At 51.1% G+C, this 18555-nt stretch carries 19 protein-coding genes; 13 read left to right on the top strand and 6 right to left on the bottom strand.

Annotation, left to right across the window (positions count from 1 at the left end):
- Positions 1-29: 29 nt before the first annotated feature.
- From JOD24_RS03965 to JOD24_RS03980, 4 genes are all read left to right on the top strand, one after another.
- Positions 30-1250: a LysM peptidoglycan-binding domain-containing protein gene (locus tag JOD24_RS03965; RefSeq protein ID WP_429246380.1), complete on the top strand. Its 1221-nt coding sequence runs from the start codon at positions 30-32 to the stop codon at positions 1248-1250.
- Between the two features lie 22 nt (positions 1251-1272).
- Positions 1273-2220, top strand: coding sequence for a phosphotransferase (locus tag JOD24_RS03970; RefSeq protein ID WP_380163633.1), 948 nt, complete (start codon positions 1273-1275; stop codon positions 2218-2220).
- 59 nt (positions 2221-2279) lie between these two features.
- Positions 2280-3116 (top strand): nitrilase-related carbon-nitrogen hydrolase, encoded by an 837-nt coding sequence (locus JOD24_RS03975; RefSeq protein WP_380163635.1) that lies wholly within the window; start codon positions 2280-2282, stop codon positions 3114-3116.
- 78 nt (positions 3117-3194) lie between these two features.
- Entirely contained in the window at positions 3195-3938 is a 744-nt protein-coding gene (locus JOD24_RS03980; protein ID WP_380163637.1) for a YebC/PmpR family DNA-binding transcriptional regulator, read from the top strand.
- A gap of 159 nt (positions 3939-4097) precedes the next feature.
- On the opposite strand, the gene JOD24_RS03985 is transcribed toward JOD24_RS03980, so the two are convergent.
- From JOD24_RS03985 to JOD24_RS04000, 4 genes are read right to left on the bottom strand one after another with little or no spacing between them, the layout of a single operon-like run.
- Positions 4098-4982 (bottom strand): metal ABC transporter permease, encoded by an 885-nt coding sequence (locus JOD24_RS03985; RefSeq protein WP_380163639.1) that lies wholly within the window; start codon positions 4980-4982, stop codon positions 4098-4100.
- A complete protein-coding gene (locus tag JOD24_RS03990; RefSeq protein WP_380163641.1) occupies positions 4979-6298 on the bottom strand; it encodes a metal ABC transporter permease in 1320 nt (439 codons plus the stop codon). Before JOD24_RS03990 ends, JOD24_RS03985 begins: the two co-directional genes overlap by 4 nt.
- A gap of 5 nt (positions 6299-6303) precedes the next feature.
- Complete coding sequence (locus JOD24_RS03995) at positions 6304-7056, bottom strand: metal ABC transporter ATP-binding protein (protein WP_380163643.1); 753 nt, start codon at positions 7054-7056, stop codon at positions 6304-6306.
- Positions 7057-7079: 23 nt separating this feature from the next.
- Positions 7080-8039 carry a metal ABC transporter solute-binding protein, Zn/Mn family gene (locus JOD24_RS04000; protein ID WP_429246381.1) on the bottom strand — a complete coding sequence of 320 codons (960 nt, stop codon included), beginning with the start codon at positions 8037-8039 and terminating at the stop codon, positions 7080-7082.
- Positions 8040-8808: 769 nt separating this feature from the next.
- Here JOD24_RS04000 and JOD24_RS04005 point away from each other — a divergent pair.
- On the top strand, positions 8809-9354 hold the full coding sequence (locus tag JOD24_RS04005) for a P-loop nucleotide/nucleoside kinase family protein (RefSeq protein WP_380163649.1): 546 nt from the start codon (positions 8809-8811) through the stop codon (positions 9352-9354).
- A gap of 1077 nt (positions 9355-10431) precedes the next feature.
- Here the strand turns inward: JOD24_RS04005 and JOD24_RS04010 are convergent.
- Complete coding sequence (locus tag JOD24_RS04010; protein ID WP_380163653.1) at positions 10432-10899, bottom strand: hypothetical protein; 468 nt, start codon at positions 10897-10899, stop codon at positions 10432-10434.
- 476 nt (positions 10900-11375) lie between these two features.
- Here JOD24_RS04010 and ruvC point away from each other — a divergent pair, with 476 nt between their 5' ends.
- The 7 genes from ruvC to yajC all read left to right on the top strand — a co-directional run bounded on the left by ruvC (position 11376) and on the right by yajC (position 17019).
- Positions 11376-11873, top strand: coding sequence for a crossover junction endodeoxyribonuclease RuvC (ruvC, locus tag JOD24_RS04015; RefSeq protein WP_380163655.1), 498 nt, complete (start codon positions 11376-11378; stop codon positions 11871-11873).
- A gap of 4 nt (positions 11874-11877) precedes the next feature.
- Positions 11878-12492, top strand: coding sequence for a Holliday junction branch migration protein RuvA (ruvA, locus tag JOD24_RS04020; protein ID WP_380163657.1), 615 nt, complete (start codon positions 11878-11880; stop codon positions 12490-12492).
- Positions 12493-12502: 10 nt separating this feature from the next.
- Positions 12503-13501 (top strand): Holliday junction branch migration DNA helicase RuvB, encoded by a 999-nt coding sequence (gene ruvB, locus JOD24_RS04025; protein ID WP_380163659.1) that lies wholly within the window; start codon positions 12503-12505, stop codon positions 13499-13501.
- Positions 13498-13716 carry a DUF2905 domain-containing protein gene (locus JOD24_RS04030; RefSeq protein WP_380163661.1) on the top strand — a complete coding sequence of 73 codons (219 nt, stop codon included), beginning with the start codon at positions 13498-13500 and terminating at the stop codon, positions 13714-13716. The genes ruvB and JOD24_RS04030 overlap by 4 nt, the downstream gene beginning before the upstream one ends.
- Before the next feature lie 689 nt (positions 13717-14405).
- Complete coding sequence (queA, locus tag JOD24_RS04035; protein WP_380163663.1) at positions 14406-15437, top strand: tRNA preQ1(34) S-adenosylmethionine ribosyltransferase-isomerase QueA; 1032 nt, start codon at positions 14406-14408, stop codon at positions 15435-15437.
- Positions 15438-15512: 75 nt separating this feature from the next.
- Positions 15513-16649, top strand: a complete 1137-nt coding sequence (tgt, locus tag JOD24_RS04040; RefSeq protein ID WP_429246382.1) for a tRNA guanosine(34) transglycosylase Tgt — start codon at positions 15513-15515, stop codon at positions 16647-16649.
- Between the two features lie 49 nt (positions 16650-16698).
- Positions 16699-17019, top strand: a complete 321-nt coding sequence (yajC, locus tag JOD24_RS04045; RefSeq protein ID WP_380163667.1) for a preprotein translocase subunit YajC — start codon at positions 16699-16701, stop codon at positions 17017-17019.
- 132 nt (positions 17020-17151) lie between these two features.
- Here yajC and JOD24_RS04050 read toward each other — a convergent pair whose 3' ends face one another.
- On the bottom strand, positions 17152-17550 hold the full coding sequence (locus JOD24_RS04050; RefSeq protein WP_429246383.1) for a TIGR04086 family membrane protein: 399 nt from the start codon (positions 17548-17550) through the stop codon (positions 17152-17154).
- Between the two features lie 144 nt (positions 17551-17694).
- Between JOD24_RS04050 and JOD24_RS04055 the strand changes: the two genes are divergently transcribed.
- Positions 17695-18372: a DUF421 domain-containing protein gene (locus tag JOD24_RS04055; RefSeq protein ID WP_380163779.1), complete on the top strand. Its 678-nt coding sequence runs from the start codon at positions 17695-17697 to the stop codon at positions 18370-18372.
- Positions 18373-18555: the final 183 nt, after the last annotated feature.

The raw sequence follows: 18555 nt of genomic DNA on the forward strand, positions 1-18555 counted from the left end.
GCACGGTTTTTTAAAGGAGGGATATCTCGTTGAAATTGCATATCGTTCGGCCGGGGGATACCCTTCGGAAGATCGCTCGGCGTTTTGACATTCCTGTGCAACGTTTGCTGGAGCTCAATCCTTCATTGGATCCGGAACATCCGGAACCTGGGGAGAAAGTCAAAATTCCCAGAGGGAAGGTTCCAGTAGCTAGGCAGAGGAAGGGAAAAGCGACGCTGACGGGGGAGAAGCCGCAATCCCCCCATCGGAAACCGGAATCTTCCGGATCTACCGGACACTCCGAAACGATTCAAGAAGGGACGGAATCTCCCAAAGAGCAACCGTTGCCCAAAAGACCGGACTCATCTCCAGTCGGGATGATGCCACCCATGCCCAAAGCACCGGAGTACCAATGGAGAATGGAAGAGGAGGAAACACCAGAACAACCAGAACAAGAGGAGAAGACCCCCTATTTTACTTCGCAACCCCTTCCGTCTCCCTTTCCTTCCGTGAGTTTTCCCTATACCGGACAGCCATTCTCCCAGACGGTTCCTGATCCATATGCTCATCCGATGCCGCAACCCGAAGTAGAGGACTCACAGGGATGGCCTGTTTGGACGGATCCGAGCACCGGGCAACCCACTTTCAGTCCACCGCCTGGCGGAGGACAGCCGGAATATAGTCAACAGCCCCAGCCCCCTATGTTTTCTTATCCCGGCTTCGGGCAACCCGACCAAAACCAATCGCAGATGCCCATGTTTCCTTATCCCGGTTTTGGGCAACCCGACCAGGAGCAACCGCAGATGCCCATGTTTCCTTATCCCGGTTTTGGGCAACCCGACCAGGGTCAATCGCAGATGCCCATGTTCCCTTATCCCGGTTTTGGGCAACCCGACCAGGGCCAATCGCAGATGCCCATGTTCCCTTATCCCGGTTTTGGGCAACCCGACCAGGGCCAATCGCAGATGCCCATGTTCCCTTATCCCGGCTTTGGGCAACCCGACCAGGAGCAATCGCAGATGCCCATGTTCCCTTATCCCGGCTATGGAGGACAGTCGCTACAAGGAGAGATCCAGTCCGCTTGGCCCATGCCATACCCCACGCCGGGATTCCCACAGACGCAGGGATTCCATCCCTATCCAAGTTCTTTGACGGGAGCGTCGGCGAGGGAAGAGGATGGAAATACCGATCCACCACCAGTCGATTGGGATATATCTTCTCTCCTTCGCGAGGAGGAAAGCGCCTGGGCGGAAAGTTCCACAGAGAAATAAGAGGCGGGAAGGGGGGGACGAGATGGAGGAGACAGTGATCCACCATTGGGGATCCACCTTGGGAACACGAGTTTACCGAGTGGGAACTTTTCGCGGACACCATTTATTGGAGACAGAGTCTGGCGAATGGGTGGCGAAAAGATCCCGCCATCCTTCCCACCTTCGATGGTGGGTATGGGTGGATCGGGAGCTTCGTCATCGGGGATTTGATCGGATGCCTGCTTTTGTGACTGACGGTCAGCAATGGGTGTTGACCTCACGAGTGGAGTCTCGTCCCGCCACCTATCGGAACTCGGAGGAAATTCGTCAGGCGGCCGGTCTCCTTTCCCACTTTCACAGGGCAGGGCGGGGGTTACTCACTCCTCTCGCTTCTTCCAGTACTCAGACTTTGATGGAGCGGGTCGAAGTTCGATACCGCTCCTTTTCTCAATTGATGAAAAGTGTAAACCGGGTGGACGGAGAACTGGGAGATTTATTGCGGGAATATGGGGCTGTCTACAAAAGGTACGGAAAAGCTGCCAAGGAACGTTTGCATACCCTCCCTGTACAGGAGTGGATCCGATGGGAGCGAGGGGGGCGGTGCTTGGCGCACCGGGATCTGGCGAGCCACAACATTCTGATCGATAGGAGGGGGAAAAGCTGGCTGATCGATTTTGAAACGGCGGAGTATGACGCTCAGATCGGGGATCTGTGGCAACTGTTGTCACGTGGTCTTTCGGAGCAGGACTGGGATCCGGCGGTGCTGAAGGAAACTGTCGCTACCTATGAGGAAACTCGTCCGCTGGCGCCGGTGGAACGAATCACCTTGTCCGTTTTGCTCGGATTTCCCAATGAATTTTTCCGAGAGGCCCTGGGCTTAACTCAGATGAAGAGAGGTTACACTGAAGAAAAGACCCTGCCCTACCTAAAAAAAATCGCCCACGCACTCCCTCAGTGGCAGGATTTCCTCCGGGATTGGGCGGGTTGGTAGGTTCAGACATGTGTGTTATGATAAAATACAGTCTGAAAACCTTGGCGGGGGGCGTTGTGATGAAAGTAGGTCTGGCCCAGCTCGCCCCGGAGTTGGGCGGCGTGGAAAAAAACCTACAGCTCCATGAAGAGATGATCCGCCGTGCCGATTCTGAGCAGGTGGATCTTTTGGTTTTTCCAGAGTTGAGTTTGACAGGGTATTCCTTGGGAGAGAGAACGCCGGATGCGGCCCGGATGGTGACGGACAATGATCTGTTTGCACTGGCTTCTCTGGCGGAGAAAACAGATGTTGTGATCGGATTTGTGGAGGAAAGCCCAGACCACGTTTTCTACAATTCTGCTGCCTATCTCAGCCAAGGCGAGATCCGATGGGTTCACCGAAAAACATATCTGCCCACTTATGGGATGTTTCAGGAAGGACGTTATTTTGGGCGCGGAAGTCGCATCCAGGGGGTGGATACACGCTTTGGACAGGTGGGAGTGGTCATCTGTGAAGAGGCCTGGCATCCTTCTGTTCCTTATCTATTGGCCCAGGAGGGAGCCAAGTTCCTCTTGGTTATGGCCAACGGGCCGGTGAAGGAAGGGGGAGCAGAGATTTCCCGCGAACCTTGGCATCGGATGTTGTCGACTCATTCCATGTTGAACTGTGTATATACGGTATTTGTCAACCGGGCGGGTGTGGAAGAGGGGGTCCGTTTTTTTGGCAACTCCGCGGTATTCGATCCTTTCGGAGATCGGGTGGAGGAAGCCCCCTTGCTAGATGCAGGTCTGTTCACTGTGGAGATCGACCCTGGTACCCTTCGGCAGGCTCGCTGGCGAATGCCTTCAGCTTTGCGGGACGAAGACTTGAATCTGACTTTGAGGGAATTGGAACGGATTCGTGAACTGCGGAGATGACTGTCCCTTAGGATGACTCCTCTTTTCACAGGACTTTTTTCAACCATCTATCCGGATCTTGATAAAGAGGTGATCGGAATGGCTGGTCATTCCAAGTGGAAAAACATTCAACATCGTAAAGGGCGCCAAGATGCCCTGCGGGGGAAGCTCTTCGCCAAACTGGCTCGAGAGATCTCCGTGGCGGCAAAAGAAGGGGGGGAGGACCCCGATCAAAATCAACGACTGCGCATGGCGATCGCCAAAGCCCGCTCTCAAAACATGCCCAATGACAATATTGAACGGGCGATTAAACGGGGGACCGGTGCGGAAGGCGGAAGCAATTACGAGGCTGTCAACTATGAAGGCTACGGTCCGGGGGGAGCGGCGGTGATGGTGGAAGCCTTGACCGATAACCGCAACCGAACGGCGGCAGATGTGCGGCACATCTTCTCCAAACGGGGAGGAAGTATGGGAGAGGCCGGTTGTGTAGCCTGGATGTTTGATAAAAAAGGGCTACTTCAAATGGAGCGCTCTGGGCAGGATGAGGATGAAGTCATGTTGCAGGCGTTGGAAGCCGGTGCGGAGGATTTTGAAGCCTCAGAGGATACCTTTGAGATTACCACTTCTCCGGACCAGTTTGAAGAGGTGAAGGATTCCTTAGAGGGGGAAGGATTCCAATTTTCCACAGCAGAAGTGACGATGGTCCCCCAAAACACAGTGACATTAACTGGAGACCAGGTGACCGCCATGCTTCAATTGCTCGAAGCGCTGGAAGATCACGACGATGTTCAGAATGTCTATGCCAATGTAGAGATCAATGACGACGAATCAGAGAACGAATGAGTTGCCTCCTGATCCAATATGTTTAAATCAGATGAAAAACCCGCCAAAAACCGTGATTTTTCAAGGTTTTTGGCGGGTTTTAGATTTCGTTCATTTAACTCTGGAAGGAGCCCGGATCTGGGGGCTCTCTTCATCTTGAATCAGAGTTAATTTTTTTGTTTACTCCGTGGCAGTGCGCAGGCGCCGACGGATCACCCAGCGTGTCACGACTCCGTGGAGCGGGGAGAAGAGGAAGGCGAGGGTGAACAAGCCGCCAGCGGCTACGGTCATTGAGCCAGCGATGGAAGCATCAAATAGAAGGGCAAATCCGTAGCCGAGAATGGAGCTGAGCACTCCAACCACCACACTGATCAGTAACATTCGTTCCAGCCGATCCGTCAGCAGATAGGCGGTCGCGGAGGGAACGATCAGCATTGCCACCACCAGAATGGCACCGACGCTTTCAAAGGAAGCCACTGTAGTGATGGAGACCAATCCCATCAGCAGATAGTGGATCAACAAGACAGGAATTCCCAGAGCAGCAGCCATCTGTGGGTCGAAGGAGACGATCTTGAACTCCTTGAACAATAGGCCCACCACGATCAGGCTGAGCAGGAAGGAGATGCCTACACCCCAAAGGGCTTTCGGACCGATGTTGGTACCGAAGAAGGTAAGTGTGTCCCAGGGGACATAGGCAATCTCCCCGTAGAGGACACAATCCAGGTCCAGATCCACCTGGCGGGTGAACAGAGAGACCAAAATGATGCCAACGGCGAACAGAAAAGTGAAAGTGACACTGATTGCGGCATCATTTTGCACACCCCGGGAGCGTAGACTCTGAATCAAAAATGTACAGAGCAGACCCAAGGCAGCAGCTCCGAGCAACATGGGAAGGGAATCTCGGCTACCACTAACAAGGAAAGCGATGACGATCCCTGGAAGGACAGCGTGACTGATCGCATCCCCTAGCATGGCCATACGCCGCAGAATCAGGAAACATCCCAAAAATCCGCAGGAGGCTGCCACCATCGCTCCTGTCAACATAATCGTCCATCCCATGCTCATGAAGAGATTCCTCCTTCCCTGAGAGGGGAAGCCCCGGATTCTGGGTTCCATTTCGGTTCCATGCCATGACGCTGGAGCAGGTCCCAAAGTGGGGCAAATAAGGCCGGCGGGATATTGTCGGCCACCATTCCATCCTCTCGATCCCGAATGCTTCCTCCGATTTCACTTTCGTGCATGATCCAAACCTCGGTCATCCGATGGCGGAGGACGGTTTGATAGGCTTGCACCGCCCCTTCCTCTGTCAATTGAATGTAGAGACGCCCCTGGGTGGGGTTTAGTTGAACCCACTGTTTCTTTTGAAGATAACGGAGGGCGGCTCTCAGTCTGCGAGGGGGCATCGGATTGTTGAGCAAGAGGGTATGGGTTTCCACATCACTAAAATCTCCCTGCTCCCGACGTTCATAGAGAACCTGTAGCACGCGCTCTCGCGCCAACTGCTTCCGGGCCCGTGTCAGTCGAATCGCCTTCGCGAGCAATCCCCGACGAGGGGAGAAAACCATCGAGATCACAAAGATGATGGTAGCGGCAACGACAATCAGCGGTCCGGTGGGGAGATGAAATGAAAGGGAGCTCAGCACGGTCCCCAGGGCACCGGACAAGCCGCCGAGAATAGCAGAAAGGACCAGCATCACATCGAGTCGTTCCGTCCAATAGCGGGCGGCTGCTGCGGGAGTGACGATGAGAGCGACCACCAGGACGACCCCGGCGGCTTGCAGTCCGATCACCACAGCCACCACCAGCATAATCATCAGGATCGTATCCAGAATCCCGGTAGGAAAGCCTAAACTTCTACCAAATCCAGGATCAAAACAGAGGATCTTGAACTCCTTGAAAAAGAGGAGGGACAACAGGAGCAATGAGAGAGCGACTCCCCCCATCACCCATACATCTTCCCCGACCAGGGAGGCGGACTGTCCAAACAGGAATTTATCCAGTCCCGACTGATTTCCCTGGTCACTGTGTTGGATATGAGTCAGGAAAACAATTCCGATGCCGAAAAAGACGGACAAGGTTAATCCTAGGGCGGTATCTTCCTTGATCCGGGAGAAACGGGTGATCGCGTTGATCGCCAAGGAGGCGAGAATTCCTGTGACAGTGGCACCAATCAGAAAGAAAAAGGGATTTTTGGACCCAGTCAATAGGAAGGCTAGACAAATACCGGGAAGAGCGGCGTGAGAGAGGACATCCCCCATCAATCCGCGTTTTCTAAGATATGCGAAGGAACCAACGACTCCACTGGACAGCCCCAGCAAAATCGTTCCCACCAGGACCCAAATCGTATTGGGATCGGCCAAGAAGTTCTCTATTTCAGTCATGACTTTCACCTCGCAGCCAATACTTCCGGAAGCACTGTCAGCCGACCGCCATAAGTTTTCTGCAGGTTTTCCACCGTAAAGATCTCCGGAGTCGGTCCCATGGCAATCTGTCTCATATTGAGCATCAAGAGCCAGTCGAAGTACTCTTGTACGGTCTGCAGATCATGATGAACAACGAGGACCGTTTTCTTCTGCCCCTTCAATTCATTGAGGATATTGACGATGGCTTTCTCCGTCGCTGCGTCCACACCGACAAAGGGCTCATCCATGAAATAGACTCGGGCATCCTGGGCCAGAGAGCGAGCCAAAAAGACTCGCTGTTGCTGGCCGCCGGAGAGTTGGCTGATTTGTCGCTTGGCGAAATCGGCCATCCCCACCTTATCCAAACATTCCAACGCAAACTCCCGGTTTTCCCTTTTAGGGCGTCTAAACCAACCCAATTTTCCATAACTGCCCATCAGAACCACATCTAAAGCGTTGGTGGGAAAGTCCCAGTCCACTGATTCTCGTTGGGGAACGTATCCCACGATGGAGCGTTGTTCTTTATATGGTTTTCCGTAAATTTCCACTTCTCCGCCAGTCAGAGGCAAGAGACCCAGGATGGCTTTGATCAAGGTCGATTTCCCGGCGCCGTTAGGGCCGATAATTCCGATCAGTTTTCCTTCTGGTGCCTGAAACTGAATGTCCCGGAGGACAGGTTTTCGGTCATAAGCGACAGACAGATCCCGTACAGAGACGGGGGCGTGTGACGGTTGCATAAGGATTCCCTCCCCTGGAAAATTTATTTCAACGCGGATACAATGGTGTCCACATTATATCGGACCATGCCGATGTAAGTGCCTTCTTTCGTACCATCTTCTCCCATCGCATCGGAGAATAGCTCCCCGCCAATGTCAATGGTGTGTCCTTTTTTCTTGGTGCCTTCCACAACGGCCTGAATGGAACGTTTGGGCACGCTGGATTCCATAAAGACAGCCTTGATTTTACGATCCGCCAGGAGGTTGACGATCCGTCGAACATCTTTCAGACCGTACTCTGAAGCGGTGCTGATTCCCTGGAGCCCGACTACCTCAATATCATAGGCGCGTCCGAAATAGCCGAAGGCGTCATGAGCGGTAACCATCACCCGGCGCTCCTGGGGAATGCTTTTGATTTGCTCCCGGGCGTACTGATCCAGCTCTTCCAATTGTGCGAGATACTTTTGTGCTCGTCGGTGATAGTCGTCCTTATGCTGGGGGTCTGCTTTGGATAGTTCCCGGTCCACGGACTTGACCGCTTCCATCCAGAGTTGCACATCAAACCAGACATGGGGATCATATTGGTTGTCGCCGGTTTTCATCAACTTCTTCTTTTCGATCGCGTCAGCCACGGGAATGACCGGCTTTTCTTGACTGAGCTTGGACAAGATCTCTGTCATTTTTCCTTCCAAATGAATTCCACTGTAAAAAATCATATGAGCTTTAGCCAGCCTTCCGATGTCCCCCTGGGACGCCTTATACAGATGGGGGTCGACGCCAGGTCCCATCAGTGCGGAGACGTGGACCCGATCCCCTCCGACATTTTTGACGATGTCAGCAACCATACCTGTGGTGGCGGTCACCTCGATGGGACGGTCCTGGGGGACAGCAGTATCTCCCCCGGATCCGCAAGCCGACAGAATCAACAGCGAAGCAATCAATAGGATGGAGATAAAAACTTTCATCCGCGGGTACTGGATCGCTCCCCTTTTTTGAAAAGACATCTCACTCTCCCCTTTTTCATTCCGGCGATATGTGGCTCGGACTATCTTTCTTTCTATCGGTGTAAATTGTTTGTTTGAGAAACAAATGTTGGCCTAATGCAAAATGGTTATTTTCATTGTACGCCCACTCTGGAAAAAAAGTCAACAGAAAAGTGGATTCCCACTGATCTGATGTTGAAAAGGGAGGACGGAAAAGTAAAGGACTGTGCCAAAAGCCGGGGAATAGGTTTTCCATAGGTGAACTTAAAAATAGCCGCAGAAATTCCCTACGGCAGGTTTTCGGTTTACGTTCTAGTAGTATGTGGAAATTCGGAAGCTAAACCAAATAATAATTTAACCTATGAAAATATAGTAGATTTGATTTAAGAAGTCAGAGCTGTTGATTAACCGGAAAATGGGCAGCGGAAGGGAGTCGTGTGCTGCCAAAGCGACCTTTGCCATCCTACCCAGCGGAGAATCTGGAGGGAGGGCGTTTAGGGGCAACATCTTCCCTGTGTTGCTTCCGTAAGGCTTTGCCCCTGCCCGATCGGAAGATTTGGAGCGGCCAGTTTTCACTTCCTTGCCGGATGGCAACCGGAGTGTGGTAGAACACGATCTCCCCACCCAAAATATGACTAATCAACACGCCTGAGTTCAGATATAACAATAAATTGTTGTTGTTCATGATAAAAGATGATGGACTTGTGAATGATATTGATTTTGATTCTTTAGAGGAACAAGAACCCGATTATATAGAAGAAAAAGGTGAAATTATTAAGGAGTGATAGCATTGTCGAATTTTGAAGAAAATGTAAAGGAAATATTGAGACAAATTACTTCAAATCCATTAATTATTATGATGTGTGGTGTAGCAGGTTCAGGGAAGACGACATTCGCACAACGATTGGAAAAAGAAGGGTTTGTACGTCTTTCAATTGATGAAGAGATTTGGAAGGTTAATGGACGTTATGGAATAGACTATCCTGTTGAGAAATATGGCGATTATCAAATCGAAGCTGAAAGAAGGCTTCGTAATCAATTGATATGTCTAATTCAGGATAAACGAAAGGTTGTTATTGATTTTAGTTTTTGGCAAAAAGCCAAACGAGATGGATACAAACAGCTAATTGAAGAAGCTGGTGGTGAGTGGAAACTTATTTATTTGAAAGTTAGTCCTGAAATTATTCGCAAACGGTTGGATGTACGGAGTAAAAGATTTGATGCAAATGCAGCTTTTCCAATTACCGAAGATACTTTAAGATCTTATCTAAACGGTTTCGAAGTGCCTTCATGTGAGGGGGAAGTACTTATAGAGTCAATCAGGGCTGTTGATTAACCAGCAAATGGGCGGTGGAAGGGAGTCGTGTGCTGCCAAAGCGACCTTTGCGCCACAGGCACTACAATTTGAAATGAGGGATGCGCCATGGGCACTACAATTTGAAATTAAGGATGCGCCATGGGCACTACAATTTGAAATTAAGGATGCGCCATGGGCACTACAATTTGAAATTAAGGATGCGCCACAGGCACTACAATCTCGATGGGCTGAAGCCCTGGAATAAAGGTAGCACCATAGGCACTACAATCCAAAGGAGCTGAAGCTCTAGATTAAAGAAGCCATCCTGCCCAGCGGAGAAGTCTTACGAGAGGGGGTTTAGGGGCATCATTCTCTTCCGTAAGGCTTTGCCCTTGCCCGATGGTCAGATTTGGAGCGGCCAGTTTTCACTTCCTTGCTGGATGGCAACGGTCGCGTGGGTGAACACGATCTCCCCACCCAAAATATGGATAACCAACACGCCTGAGAGTCAATATAAAAAGTAACCTTTTATAGGACAAGCGGGTGTATTTTAAACACAAGGAATACAAAAACCTTCAACAATGGGGTTTGTTTTTCCAGCGTTCTCTGCAATATAGGAATCTTCGATTTTTTTAGCATGTATTGCTTTATTTGTAACCATCTAGGAACACTCGCGAGTGAAAAAAACTAAGTATTTGTGTAATATCAGATATATTAGCAAAGGAAAGTTACCGCTTTTCAGGGCTGTTGATTAACCAGTAAATGGGTGGAGGGAACTAAATCGATCTTTCGCTCTTCCCATTTCCCCATCATGAAATATTGCTTGAGGGGACGGGGATGGGGGGGACGGCTACGATCTCTTTGCAAAGAGCGCAAAGGCTCTTCACCATCCCGCTATCCCGACCTTAGTTCCTGCCTAAAATACGGCTAATCAACACGCCTGACCGCTTTTATATTTTTAGTTGCATTCTTGATGAATCGATAAGGATTTTATTGGGCTTTCCGTCTGATCATTTGGTGATTGTGTTTTATAGTCTTGGTTTCCACCCTTGGTGAAAACAAACAGCCGACGTTCTCACATCGTCGGCTGTTTGTTAGAATCATGACATTGACGGCTCATGGACTTTCCACTCGTTTCCATTTCATTCCCGGATATTCCCGGACATAGCGTTGAAAGGCATCATTCCCGATATAGCCGCCTCGGCGGTTGTCGTAGTTTTGCTGAAAGTTGACCACTTTCCAGCCCCGGGCGGTCCGGCGGAGTTTGACCCGGAAGTCTCGTTTGTCCGATGGACGGTGAATCCAGATGGTTTTGGACATCATTTGCGAATCGCTGGGAGAAACAGTGATCAGGATGGGTGGGTTTTTCTGTTTGGAAGACCGGGTTTGTTCCACCCGCCAACCTAGTTCCTTCCGGTTGCGTGGATGGGCCAGCAGACGAGAGGAGTGGTTGAGGTCGCCTTCCACCCAGACTTCTTTGTAGAATCGGACCGCAGTCTTCTCCGGACCGGACAGATGATTACCGCATCCTCCTGAGGCGAAGCCGAGCAGGAGGGTGAGAAACAGGATCCCGTATTTTTTCATCCTTTTGGCACTCCCGACTGAAAGAGTTGTGATCAAGTCCCCTGTACGCAGGTCTGTTGATTACCCGGAATATGGGGCAGACCTTCGCCACCCTACTTGCCCCCAAGCGAGAATATGGCTTGTGGGGGGAGGGTGAGACGGCTAGGATCTTGCAAAGAGCGCAAAGGATCTCCGCCGCCCTACCATCTCGACTCTGGTTACCCACAAAAATATGGCCAATCAACAGCCTAGCCCTGTACGAATGAGGGTGGAAAATCGCAGAAGGGCAGAGAGGGAGGATTGAATTTGCCTCCGCATGTCTCGCCTGGGTGCTCTGCGCTTTGGGGCAAGAGTTCAGAGAGGGTCGCTACTTCAACCTTAGTCATGTGCTGGAAAAAGGAAAATCATACAAGCCTCCCATCCTCGCGACTGCAAAAAGTATGGTATAATCATCTGCTGATGGCAAACGTGGGTTCGACCCCCTGGGAGGTGCAGGTGTGCGCATTATAGGGATTGATCCGGGGATCGCCATTGTAGGTTATGGTGTGATCGATCAGCGGGGAAATCGATTGAAAGCCGTCGACTACGGTAGTATCGAGACCGAGGCAGGATTGTCGACAGGGACCCGGCTGAAACAGATTTATGATGAAGTGACTGAACTGTATCAAAAGTACCGCCCTGATGTGGTGGCGATTGAGAAGTTGTTTTTCAATCGGAATGTGACCACGGCCTTCACTGTCGGGCAGGCGCGAGGCGTGTTAATGCTGGGGGCGGAGGAGGCGGGAGCCGTCATCACAGAGTACACTCCCTTACAGGTGAAAATGGCAGTGGTCGGTTATGGTCAAGCGCAAAAGCGACAGATTCAGGAGATGGTTCGAATGCTTTTGAATTTGCCGGGAATCCCGAAGCCTGATGATGTGGCGGATGCACTGGGAGTAGCCATCTGTGAGGCTCATTCCAATACCTTGCCCCGTCGGCTTGGGAAGGGGAGGTGAAGGGATGATCGAGTTTATCCGGGGAATCGTAGCTTATCGAACGGCGGAAACGATCGTGGTGGAAACCGGAGGGGTGGGGTATCTGCTCTTTTGTGTCCATCCTCTGGAATGGGAAGAGGGGGAAGAGGTGACGGTGTACACCCATCAAGTGATCCGGGAGGATGCCCATACACTGTACGGCTTTCGCGAACGACAGGTACGGGATCTGTTCCGCCTCCTTTTGGAAGTCTCCGGGATCGGACCCAAAGTAGCGCTGGCGGTGACAGGCGCCGGGAATCCGGGGCGCCTGGTGGAGGCAGTAGAGCAGGAAGATCTCCGTTTTCTCACCAAATTGCCGGGGGTAGGGAAGAAAACAGCCCAGCGGATCGTGTTGGATCTGAAGGATAAATTGAAAAAATCAGGCCTCAATGAAAGCTTTGTTTCCGCTGTCCGAGTCGACACCTCTAGGCAGGTGGCGCGAGCCGGATCTTTGGAGGCGATTGAAGCTCTGCAAGCCCTGGGATATAATGAAGAAGAAGCTTCTCAGGCCGTGGCGATAGCCAGGAAAGATTTTGGCGAGGAAGAACCGGGATTGGATCAATGGATTCGCCGTGCATTGCAATTTTCCATGAAGGAATAGGGGGGACGGGATGGAAGAGCGGATGATTTCTTCCCATTTTTCAACGGAAGATGAACCGATGGAATTCAGCTTGCGTCCCCGTTACCTGGATGATTACATCGGACAGACACGGGTGAAAGAGAACCTGAAGGTGTACATAGAAGCGGCCAAGATGCGTAGGGATCCTCTGGACCATGTGTTGTTGTACGGACCACCGGGTTTGGGAAAAACCACCCTTTCTCATATCATCGCCAATGAAATGGGGGTCCAGGTCCGGACCACTTCCGGGCCGGCCATCGAACGTCCCGGGGATCTGGCAGCGATCCTGACCAATCTGCAGGAGAGCGATCTCTTATTTATCGATGAAATTCATCGGCTCAACCGCAGTGTAGAGGAAGTTCTCTATCCGGCGATGGAAGACTTTGCCTTGGATATCGTGATCGGAAAAGGGCCTAGCGCCCGCTCGGTTCGTTTGGATCTTCCTCCCTTCACTCTGGTGGGAGCCACCACCCGAGCCGGTTCTCTTTCCTCCCCGTTGCGGGATCGGTTTGGCGTGGTCAGTCGGTTGGAATACTATACCCAGGAGGAGCTGACCCTGATTGTGATGCGGGCGGCGGATCTTTTGGGGGTTTCGATTCGGGAAGCGGGGGCAGAGGAGATCGCCTGCCGTTCCCGGGGCACGCCGCGGGTGTCCAATCGTCTGCTGAAGCGGGTGCGGGATTTTGTTCAAGTTCAGGGTGACGGGGTGATCACTAAGGAAGCGGCTCAGGATGCATTGGATCGGATTCAGGTGGACAGACTGGGATTGGATGAAGTGGATCATAAGTTGTTGAAAACGATCCTGACCCATTTTCGGGGAGGGCCTGTCGGGCTGGAGACGATTGCAGCCACGATCGGGGAGGAGGCTCATACGGTGGAGGATGTGTATGAGCCGTATTTGATGCAGATCGGATTTTTGCAGCGTACTCCTCGTGGACGGATGCTCACTCCCCGCTGTTATCAACACTTTGGGGTGGAGTTGCCGTCATGAATCCGATTCCGAAAATGCTGATTTTCTTTGGCATCCTTTTGGTATCCTTTGGTCTGTTGTGGCATTTTGGTGGCCGCTTTTTCAACTTGGGACGTCTCCCGGGGGATATCGTGATTGAAAAAGAGAACTTCAAATTTTACTTTCCTGTGGTGACCAGCATCCTGATCAGTGTGGTACTTTCCCTGTTGCTTTATTTGTTTCGCCTGTTCCGATAGGGAGCAGGCATTTTTTCTTTACTCTGAAAAATTTCCGGGGTTCCTCCTGGCCCAGTCACAGAAGAGGGGTGAATCAGCCAAAGGAATGGGGCGAAAGGGAGTATCCTTTACTTATTTGTTACGATCTTATTATGATAGATGAATGATGGGGCAGGGAGGATGAGGGTGTGACAGAACTATGCCAGCACTTATTCACCATGATTCTAAAAGTGTTGTGAAAAAGTCGTCACAGGGAGAGTTGGGCAGGGCTGTTTATTAACCATAAAATGGATGCGAAAACGAAACGACCCTTTCGCTCGCTCTTTCCATTGCCCTCCATCGTAAAATATCGCTTGAGGGGACGGGGAGGGTGGGACGGCTACGATCTCTTGCAAAGAACGCATAGCGAGACCCGGGAGCGGAAAGCGACCCTGGCGAGACTTGTGCCCTATGGGTGCAAAGGCTCTTCACCTCCCACCACCCCGACCTTATTTTCGTCCGAAATATGGATAATCAACACGCCAGAGCGTTGGGTTTCACAGGAATATCTTTGGCTCGTCAGAATTTAGGTGCCGAAATGTGAAACCCCATCCCAACTGTCTGCAAAGGCAGGTAATCACAACGCTTCTCAGGGGAAAGTTGCATGAAGAGATGTACATAAATGTTTGTTACGCAGTCTGATACCTTCAGAGATAGGAGTTTGGTTTGCGATGGATGTTTCGCAATTTGATTTTGAACTTCCTGAGGAATTAATCGCTCAGGAGCCGGCACAAAAGCGGAGTGGTTCCCGGTTGATGGTGGTCAACCGGGAGGAGCAGACCACGGAGCATCGCCGGTTTCCGGATCTTCTCGAATATCTTCACCCAGGGGATGTGTTAGTTCTGAACGATACTCGGGTACGGCCGGCGCGTCTCGTGGGGGAAAAGGAGGAAACCGGGGCCCGGATCGAGCTGTTGTTACTCAACCCTCTAGGTGGGGATCGTTGGGAAGCCTTGGTCAAACCGGCCAAACGGGTGAAGGAAGGCACTGTGATCCGCTTTGGGGATGGGCAGCTGCAAGCAGTAGCCCAAGAAGTGACAGATGCTGCAGGAGGACGGGTATTTCAGCTTCGATATTCGGGACAAGACCTGGAGTCATTGTTGGAAAGGTTGGGAGAAATGCCGCTTCCTCCTTATATCCACAGGCGGCTGGATGAGCCGGAACGATATCAGACCGTCTACTCCAGGGCTCTAGGCTCTGCAGCGGCTCCTACCGCAGGGCTTCATTTTACGGAGGATCTTCTACAGCATGCGAAGGACAAGGGCGTCCAGATCGTCACCATCACGTTGCATGTAGGCTTGGGCACCTTCCGTCCGGTGACGGCGGAGAGTGTGGAGGCACATCAGATGCATGCCGAGTTTTACGAGGTATCCGAGGAGGCGGCAGAACAGATTCGTCTCGCCCAAGCCAAGGGAAACCGGGTGGTGGCTGTAGGCACGACTTCGGTGCGAACGTTGGAGACGGTAGCCCGGGACCAGGGAGAGATTCGGGCGGCTAGAGGTTGGACGGATATCTTCATCTATCCGGGATTCCCTTTCCGGGTGACGGATGCCCTGTTGACCAATTTTCATCTCCCCAAATCGACGTTGCTGATGTTGGTGAGTGCCTTTGCATCCCGGGAACTGATGCTTCAAGCTTACCAGAGGGCTGTCCGGGAGAAGTACCGCTTTTTCAGTTTTGGCGATGCCATGTTGATATTGTGAAGTATATGAGAAACAGGTAAAGCCGTTTATCTTAAGCGAGTATTAAGGTATAATAAAAAAGTAGGGGGAGACCCATTGGCTCTGCGATATGAATTGATCAAGACGTGTAAACAGTCTGGCGCCCGCCTCGGGCGGTTACATACTCCTCACGGAACGGTGGACACGCCGGCTTTTATGCCGGTAGGAACCTTGGCTACCGTTAAAACGATGAGCCCTGAAGAGTTAACACAGATGGGTAGCGGGATCATCCTGTCCAACACTTATCACCTTTTTCTGCGACCCGGTCACGATGTGGTCCGGGAAGCCGGCGGGCTTCATCGGTTTATGAATTGGGATCGGGCGATTTTGACTGACAGTGGGGGATTTCAGGTATTCAGTCTCAGTAATCTTCGGGAAATCACCGAAGAAGGAGTCTCCTTCCGTTCCCATCTGAACGGAGAGCCGCTCTTTCTCAGTCCGGAGAAGTCGATGGAGATACAAAATGCTCTGGGTGCCGATATTATCATGGCTTTCGACGAATGTCCTCCTTATCCGGCGGATCGGGAGTACGTGAAAAACTCTATGGATCGTACCTACCGTTGGTTGCAGCGTTGTGCAACTGCCCATCGGCGGAAGGAAGAGCAAGCCCTCTTTGGCATTATTCAAGGGGGAATGTACCAGGATCTTCGACAAGAGAGCGCCCGTCAGATCACATCGGTGGACTTGCCAGGTTATGCTATCGGTGGACTCAGCGTCGGGGAACCAAAGGAGATGATGTATGAAGCTCTGGAATGGACCACGCCGCTGATGCCCAAGGAAAAGCCCCGATATTTGATGGGGGTGGGTTCTCCAGATGCCCTGGTGGAGGGAGCGGTTCGCGGGGTGGATATGTTTGACTGCGTTCTACCCACCCGGATTGCTCGCAATGGGACCACGATGACGAGTCAAGGGCGAGTGGTTGTCCGAAATGCCAAGTATGCCCGTGACTTTTCCCCCTTGGACCCGGAATGTGATTGCTACACTTGTCGGAATTACTCTCGGGCCTATCTGCGGCATCTGATTAAAGCGGAGGAGACGTTTGGATTGCGTCTGACGACATACCACAACCTCCACTTTCTCTTAAAGTTGATGGAAAAGATGCGGCAAGCGATCCGGGAAGACCGTTTGTTGGATTTCAAGGATCGTTTCTTTGAAAAGTATTACGGATCCACCCAACCCATGAGAAACTTTTAACCGGCTTCTGCCTGGAAATAAACATTAATCTATGACAGGAGGATTCGATATGCAAGCTTTAGGTCAATTTTTACCATTGATCCTGATTATCGCTGTTTTTTATTTTCTGTTGATCCGTCCGCAACAGAAACATAAGAAGGAGCGGGACGCGATGTTGTCCTCCCTCAAAAAGGGAGACAAGATTGTCACCATCGGAGGACTACATGGAACGATCACCGATCTGACAGAAGATCGTGTCACTCTGAAGGTGAACGAAAACAGCCGATTGGTCTTTGAGCGTTCTGCCATCAATGCGGTGGATAACACGGATAACGAAAAGGAAGAGAAGGAAGAAAAAGAAGAGAAGGATGAGAAAAAAGAAGAAGATTGATTGAAGTGGAATCCAGAGGATTCAGGGACGAACCGGATCGGTTCGTCCCTGTTTTTGTTTGATACCGGTGTGTAAAGGATGGGTCTGTGATTTACTATAGAATTGTGGTTGCAACGGAATTCCTGTCAAGGGTTAAGGCTTTCGGGTGTTGACACCGAAGATGCCCCCCAAAGTACTTAAACCTGTGGCGCAGACAGTGAACAGAAAAGGTTGGACCCGCATACTGGCGTCAAATGCCAAAAAGCCGACGATCAGCACGATGAGGACATACAAAATTCCAGTGATTCCTCCATATAGCCATCCTTTATACCCCGCCCGTCTTCCGGCTAACCATCCCCCGGATATAAGTGCCACTCCATTGATCCCATAGGTGAAGTAAGGCAGATTTGTCTCGGCTAAAGTGGAGAAGCGGAGTAAGATCGCAAGGATCAAGGACCCGGCCAATACAGTTCCCAGAACCACTGTAATTCCGGTGAGAAGAGGGGAACGCAAAAGGGGACGAGTTGATTTGTCCATGCTGGACTGTTTCATCGGTGCACCTCCCGGCAGTGTTTGTACATGGGTATGAGCTTTTCTCACCATATATTCCGTGGCACTGCAATGTGGAGGAATCATATAAATAAAATCCCACCTTCAGAGGAGAATAGATTTGGAGGGGGGTTGGCTGTGCAAGAAATGATGACGATGTTGTTTCGTTCGTTTTTTATTTATCTGTTTGTACTCCTGATCATGCGGTTGATGGGAAAACGGGAGATTGGAAAACTTTCCGTATTTGATTTGGTCGTCTCGATCATGATTGCCGACTTTGCGGTGATCTCCATTGAAAATACCGAAATGCCTTTCATAAATGGATTGCTTCCCATCGTGGTGATGATGATCGCCCAGATTCTGTTTTCCTGGCTGTCTTTGAGAAGCACTACCATTCGGGACTTTGTCGATGGGAGACCCACTTTTATCATCAAGAACGGAAAGATTGATGAAGATGAGATGAAAAAGCATCGCTACAATATGGACGATCTTTTATTGCAACTCCGGGAACACAAAGTGGCCGATGTGGCTGATGTGGAATTTGCAATCCTGGAGACGACGGGAAAGCTGACGGTTTTCCCGAAAGAGGGGAAAAAACCTTTGCTGAAAGAAGATCTCTTACCTACCCGTCGTATCTCCAGACTTCCTGTCTCCCTAGTGATCGACAGTAAAATTCAACAGGATTCACTGAAACGACTCGGGCTGGATGAGGAATGGCTACGGGATCAATTGCAGCGCTATGGTCATAAAGACCTGAACAAGGTTTTCTTTGTCAGTATCGATGACAAGGGGAAGCTATACGTGGATTCCCGTAAGGATGATTAGAAGCTTTGTGATTTTAGGCGTGTTGATTAGCCCTATTTTAGGTAGGAAATCAGGCAGGGATGGTGGGAGGGTGAAGAGCCTTTGCACCCATAGGGCACAAGTCTCGCCAGGGTCGCTTTCCGCTCCCGGGTCTCGCTATGCGTTCTTTGCAAGAGATCGTAGCTGTCCCACCCTCCCCGTCCC

The organism is Kroppenstedtia sanguinis (genome assembly GCF_050433445.1).
GTDB lineage: Bacteria > Bacillota > Bacilli > Thermoactinomycetales > DSM-45169 > Kroppenstedtia > Kroppenstedtia sanguinis.

Bases quoted from the DNA above. Each gene is read 5' to 3' on its own strand.
- JOD24_RS03975 (WP_380163635.1), top strand. From the start codon at position 2,280: ATGAAAGTAGGTCTGGCCCAGCTCGCCCCGGAGTTGGGCGGCGTGGAA.
- JOD24_RS04030 (WP_380163661.1), top strand. From the start codon at position 13,498: ATGAATCCGATTCCGAAAATGCTGATTTTCTTTGGCATCCTTTTGGTA.
- yajC (WP_380163667.1), top strand. From the start codon at position 16,699: ATGCAAGCTTTAGGTCAATTTTTACCATTGATCCTGATTATCGCTGTT.
- queA (WP_380163663.1), top strand. From the start codon at position 14,406: ATGGATGTTTCGCAATTTGATTTTGAACTTCCTGAGGAATTAATCGCT.
- ruvA (WP_380163657.1), top strand. From the start codon at position 11,878: ATGATCGAGTTTATCCGGGGAATCGTAGCTTATCGAACGGCGGAAACG.
- JOD24_RS04000 (WP_429246381.1), bottom strand. From the start codon at position 8,039: ATGTCTTTTCAAAAAAGGGGAGCGATCCAGTACCCGCGGATGAAAGTT.
- JOD24_RS04050 (WP_429246383.1), bottom strand. From the start codon at position 17,550: ATGAAACAGTCCAGCATGGACAAATCAACTCGTCCCCTTTTGCGTTCC.
- JOD24_RS03985 (WP_380163639.1), bottom strand. From the start codon at position 4,982: ATGAGCATGGGATGGACGATTATGTTGACAGGAGCGATGGTGGCAGCC.
- JOD24_RS03980 (WP_380163637.1), top strand. From the start codon at position 3,195: ATGGCTGGTCATTCCAAGTGGAAAAACATTCAACATCGTAAAGGGCGC.
- JOD24_RS03970 (WP_380163633.1), top strand. From the start codon at position 1,273: ATGGAGGAGACAGTGATCCACCATTGGGGATCCACCTTGGGAACACGA.
- JOD24_RS03990 (WP_380163641.1), bottom strand. From the start codon at position 6,298: ATGACTGAAATAGAGAACTTCTTGGCCGATCCCAATACGATTTGGGTC.
- JOD24_RS04010 (WP_380163653.1), bottom strand. From the start codon at position 10,899: ATGAAAAAATACGGGATCCTGTTTCTCACCCTCCTGCTCGGCTTCGCC.
- JOD24_RS04055 (WP_380163779.1), top strand. From the start codon at position 17,695: ATGATGACGATGTTGTTTCGTTCGTTTTTTATTTATCTGTTTGTACTC.
- ruvB (WP_380163659.1), top strand. From the start codon at position 12,503: ATGGAAGAGCGGATGATTTCTTCCCATTTTTCAACGGAAGATGAACCG.
- JOD24_RS03995 (WP_380163643.1), bottom strand. From the start codon at position 7,056: ATGCAACCGTCACACGCCCCCGTCTCTGTACGGGATCTGTCTGTCGCT.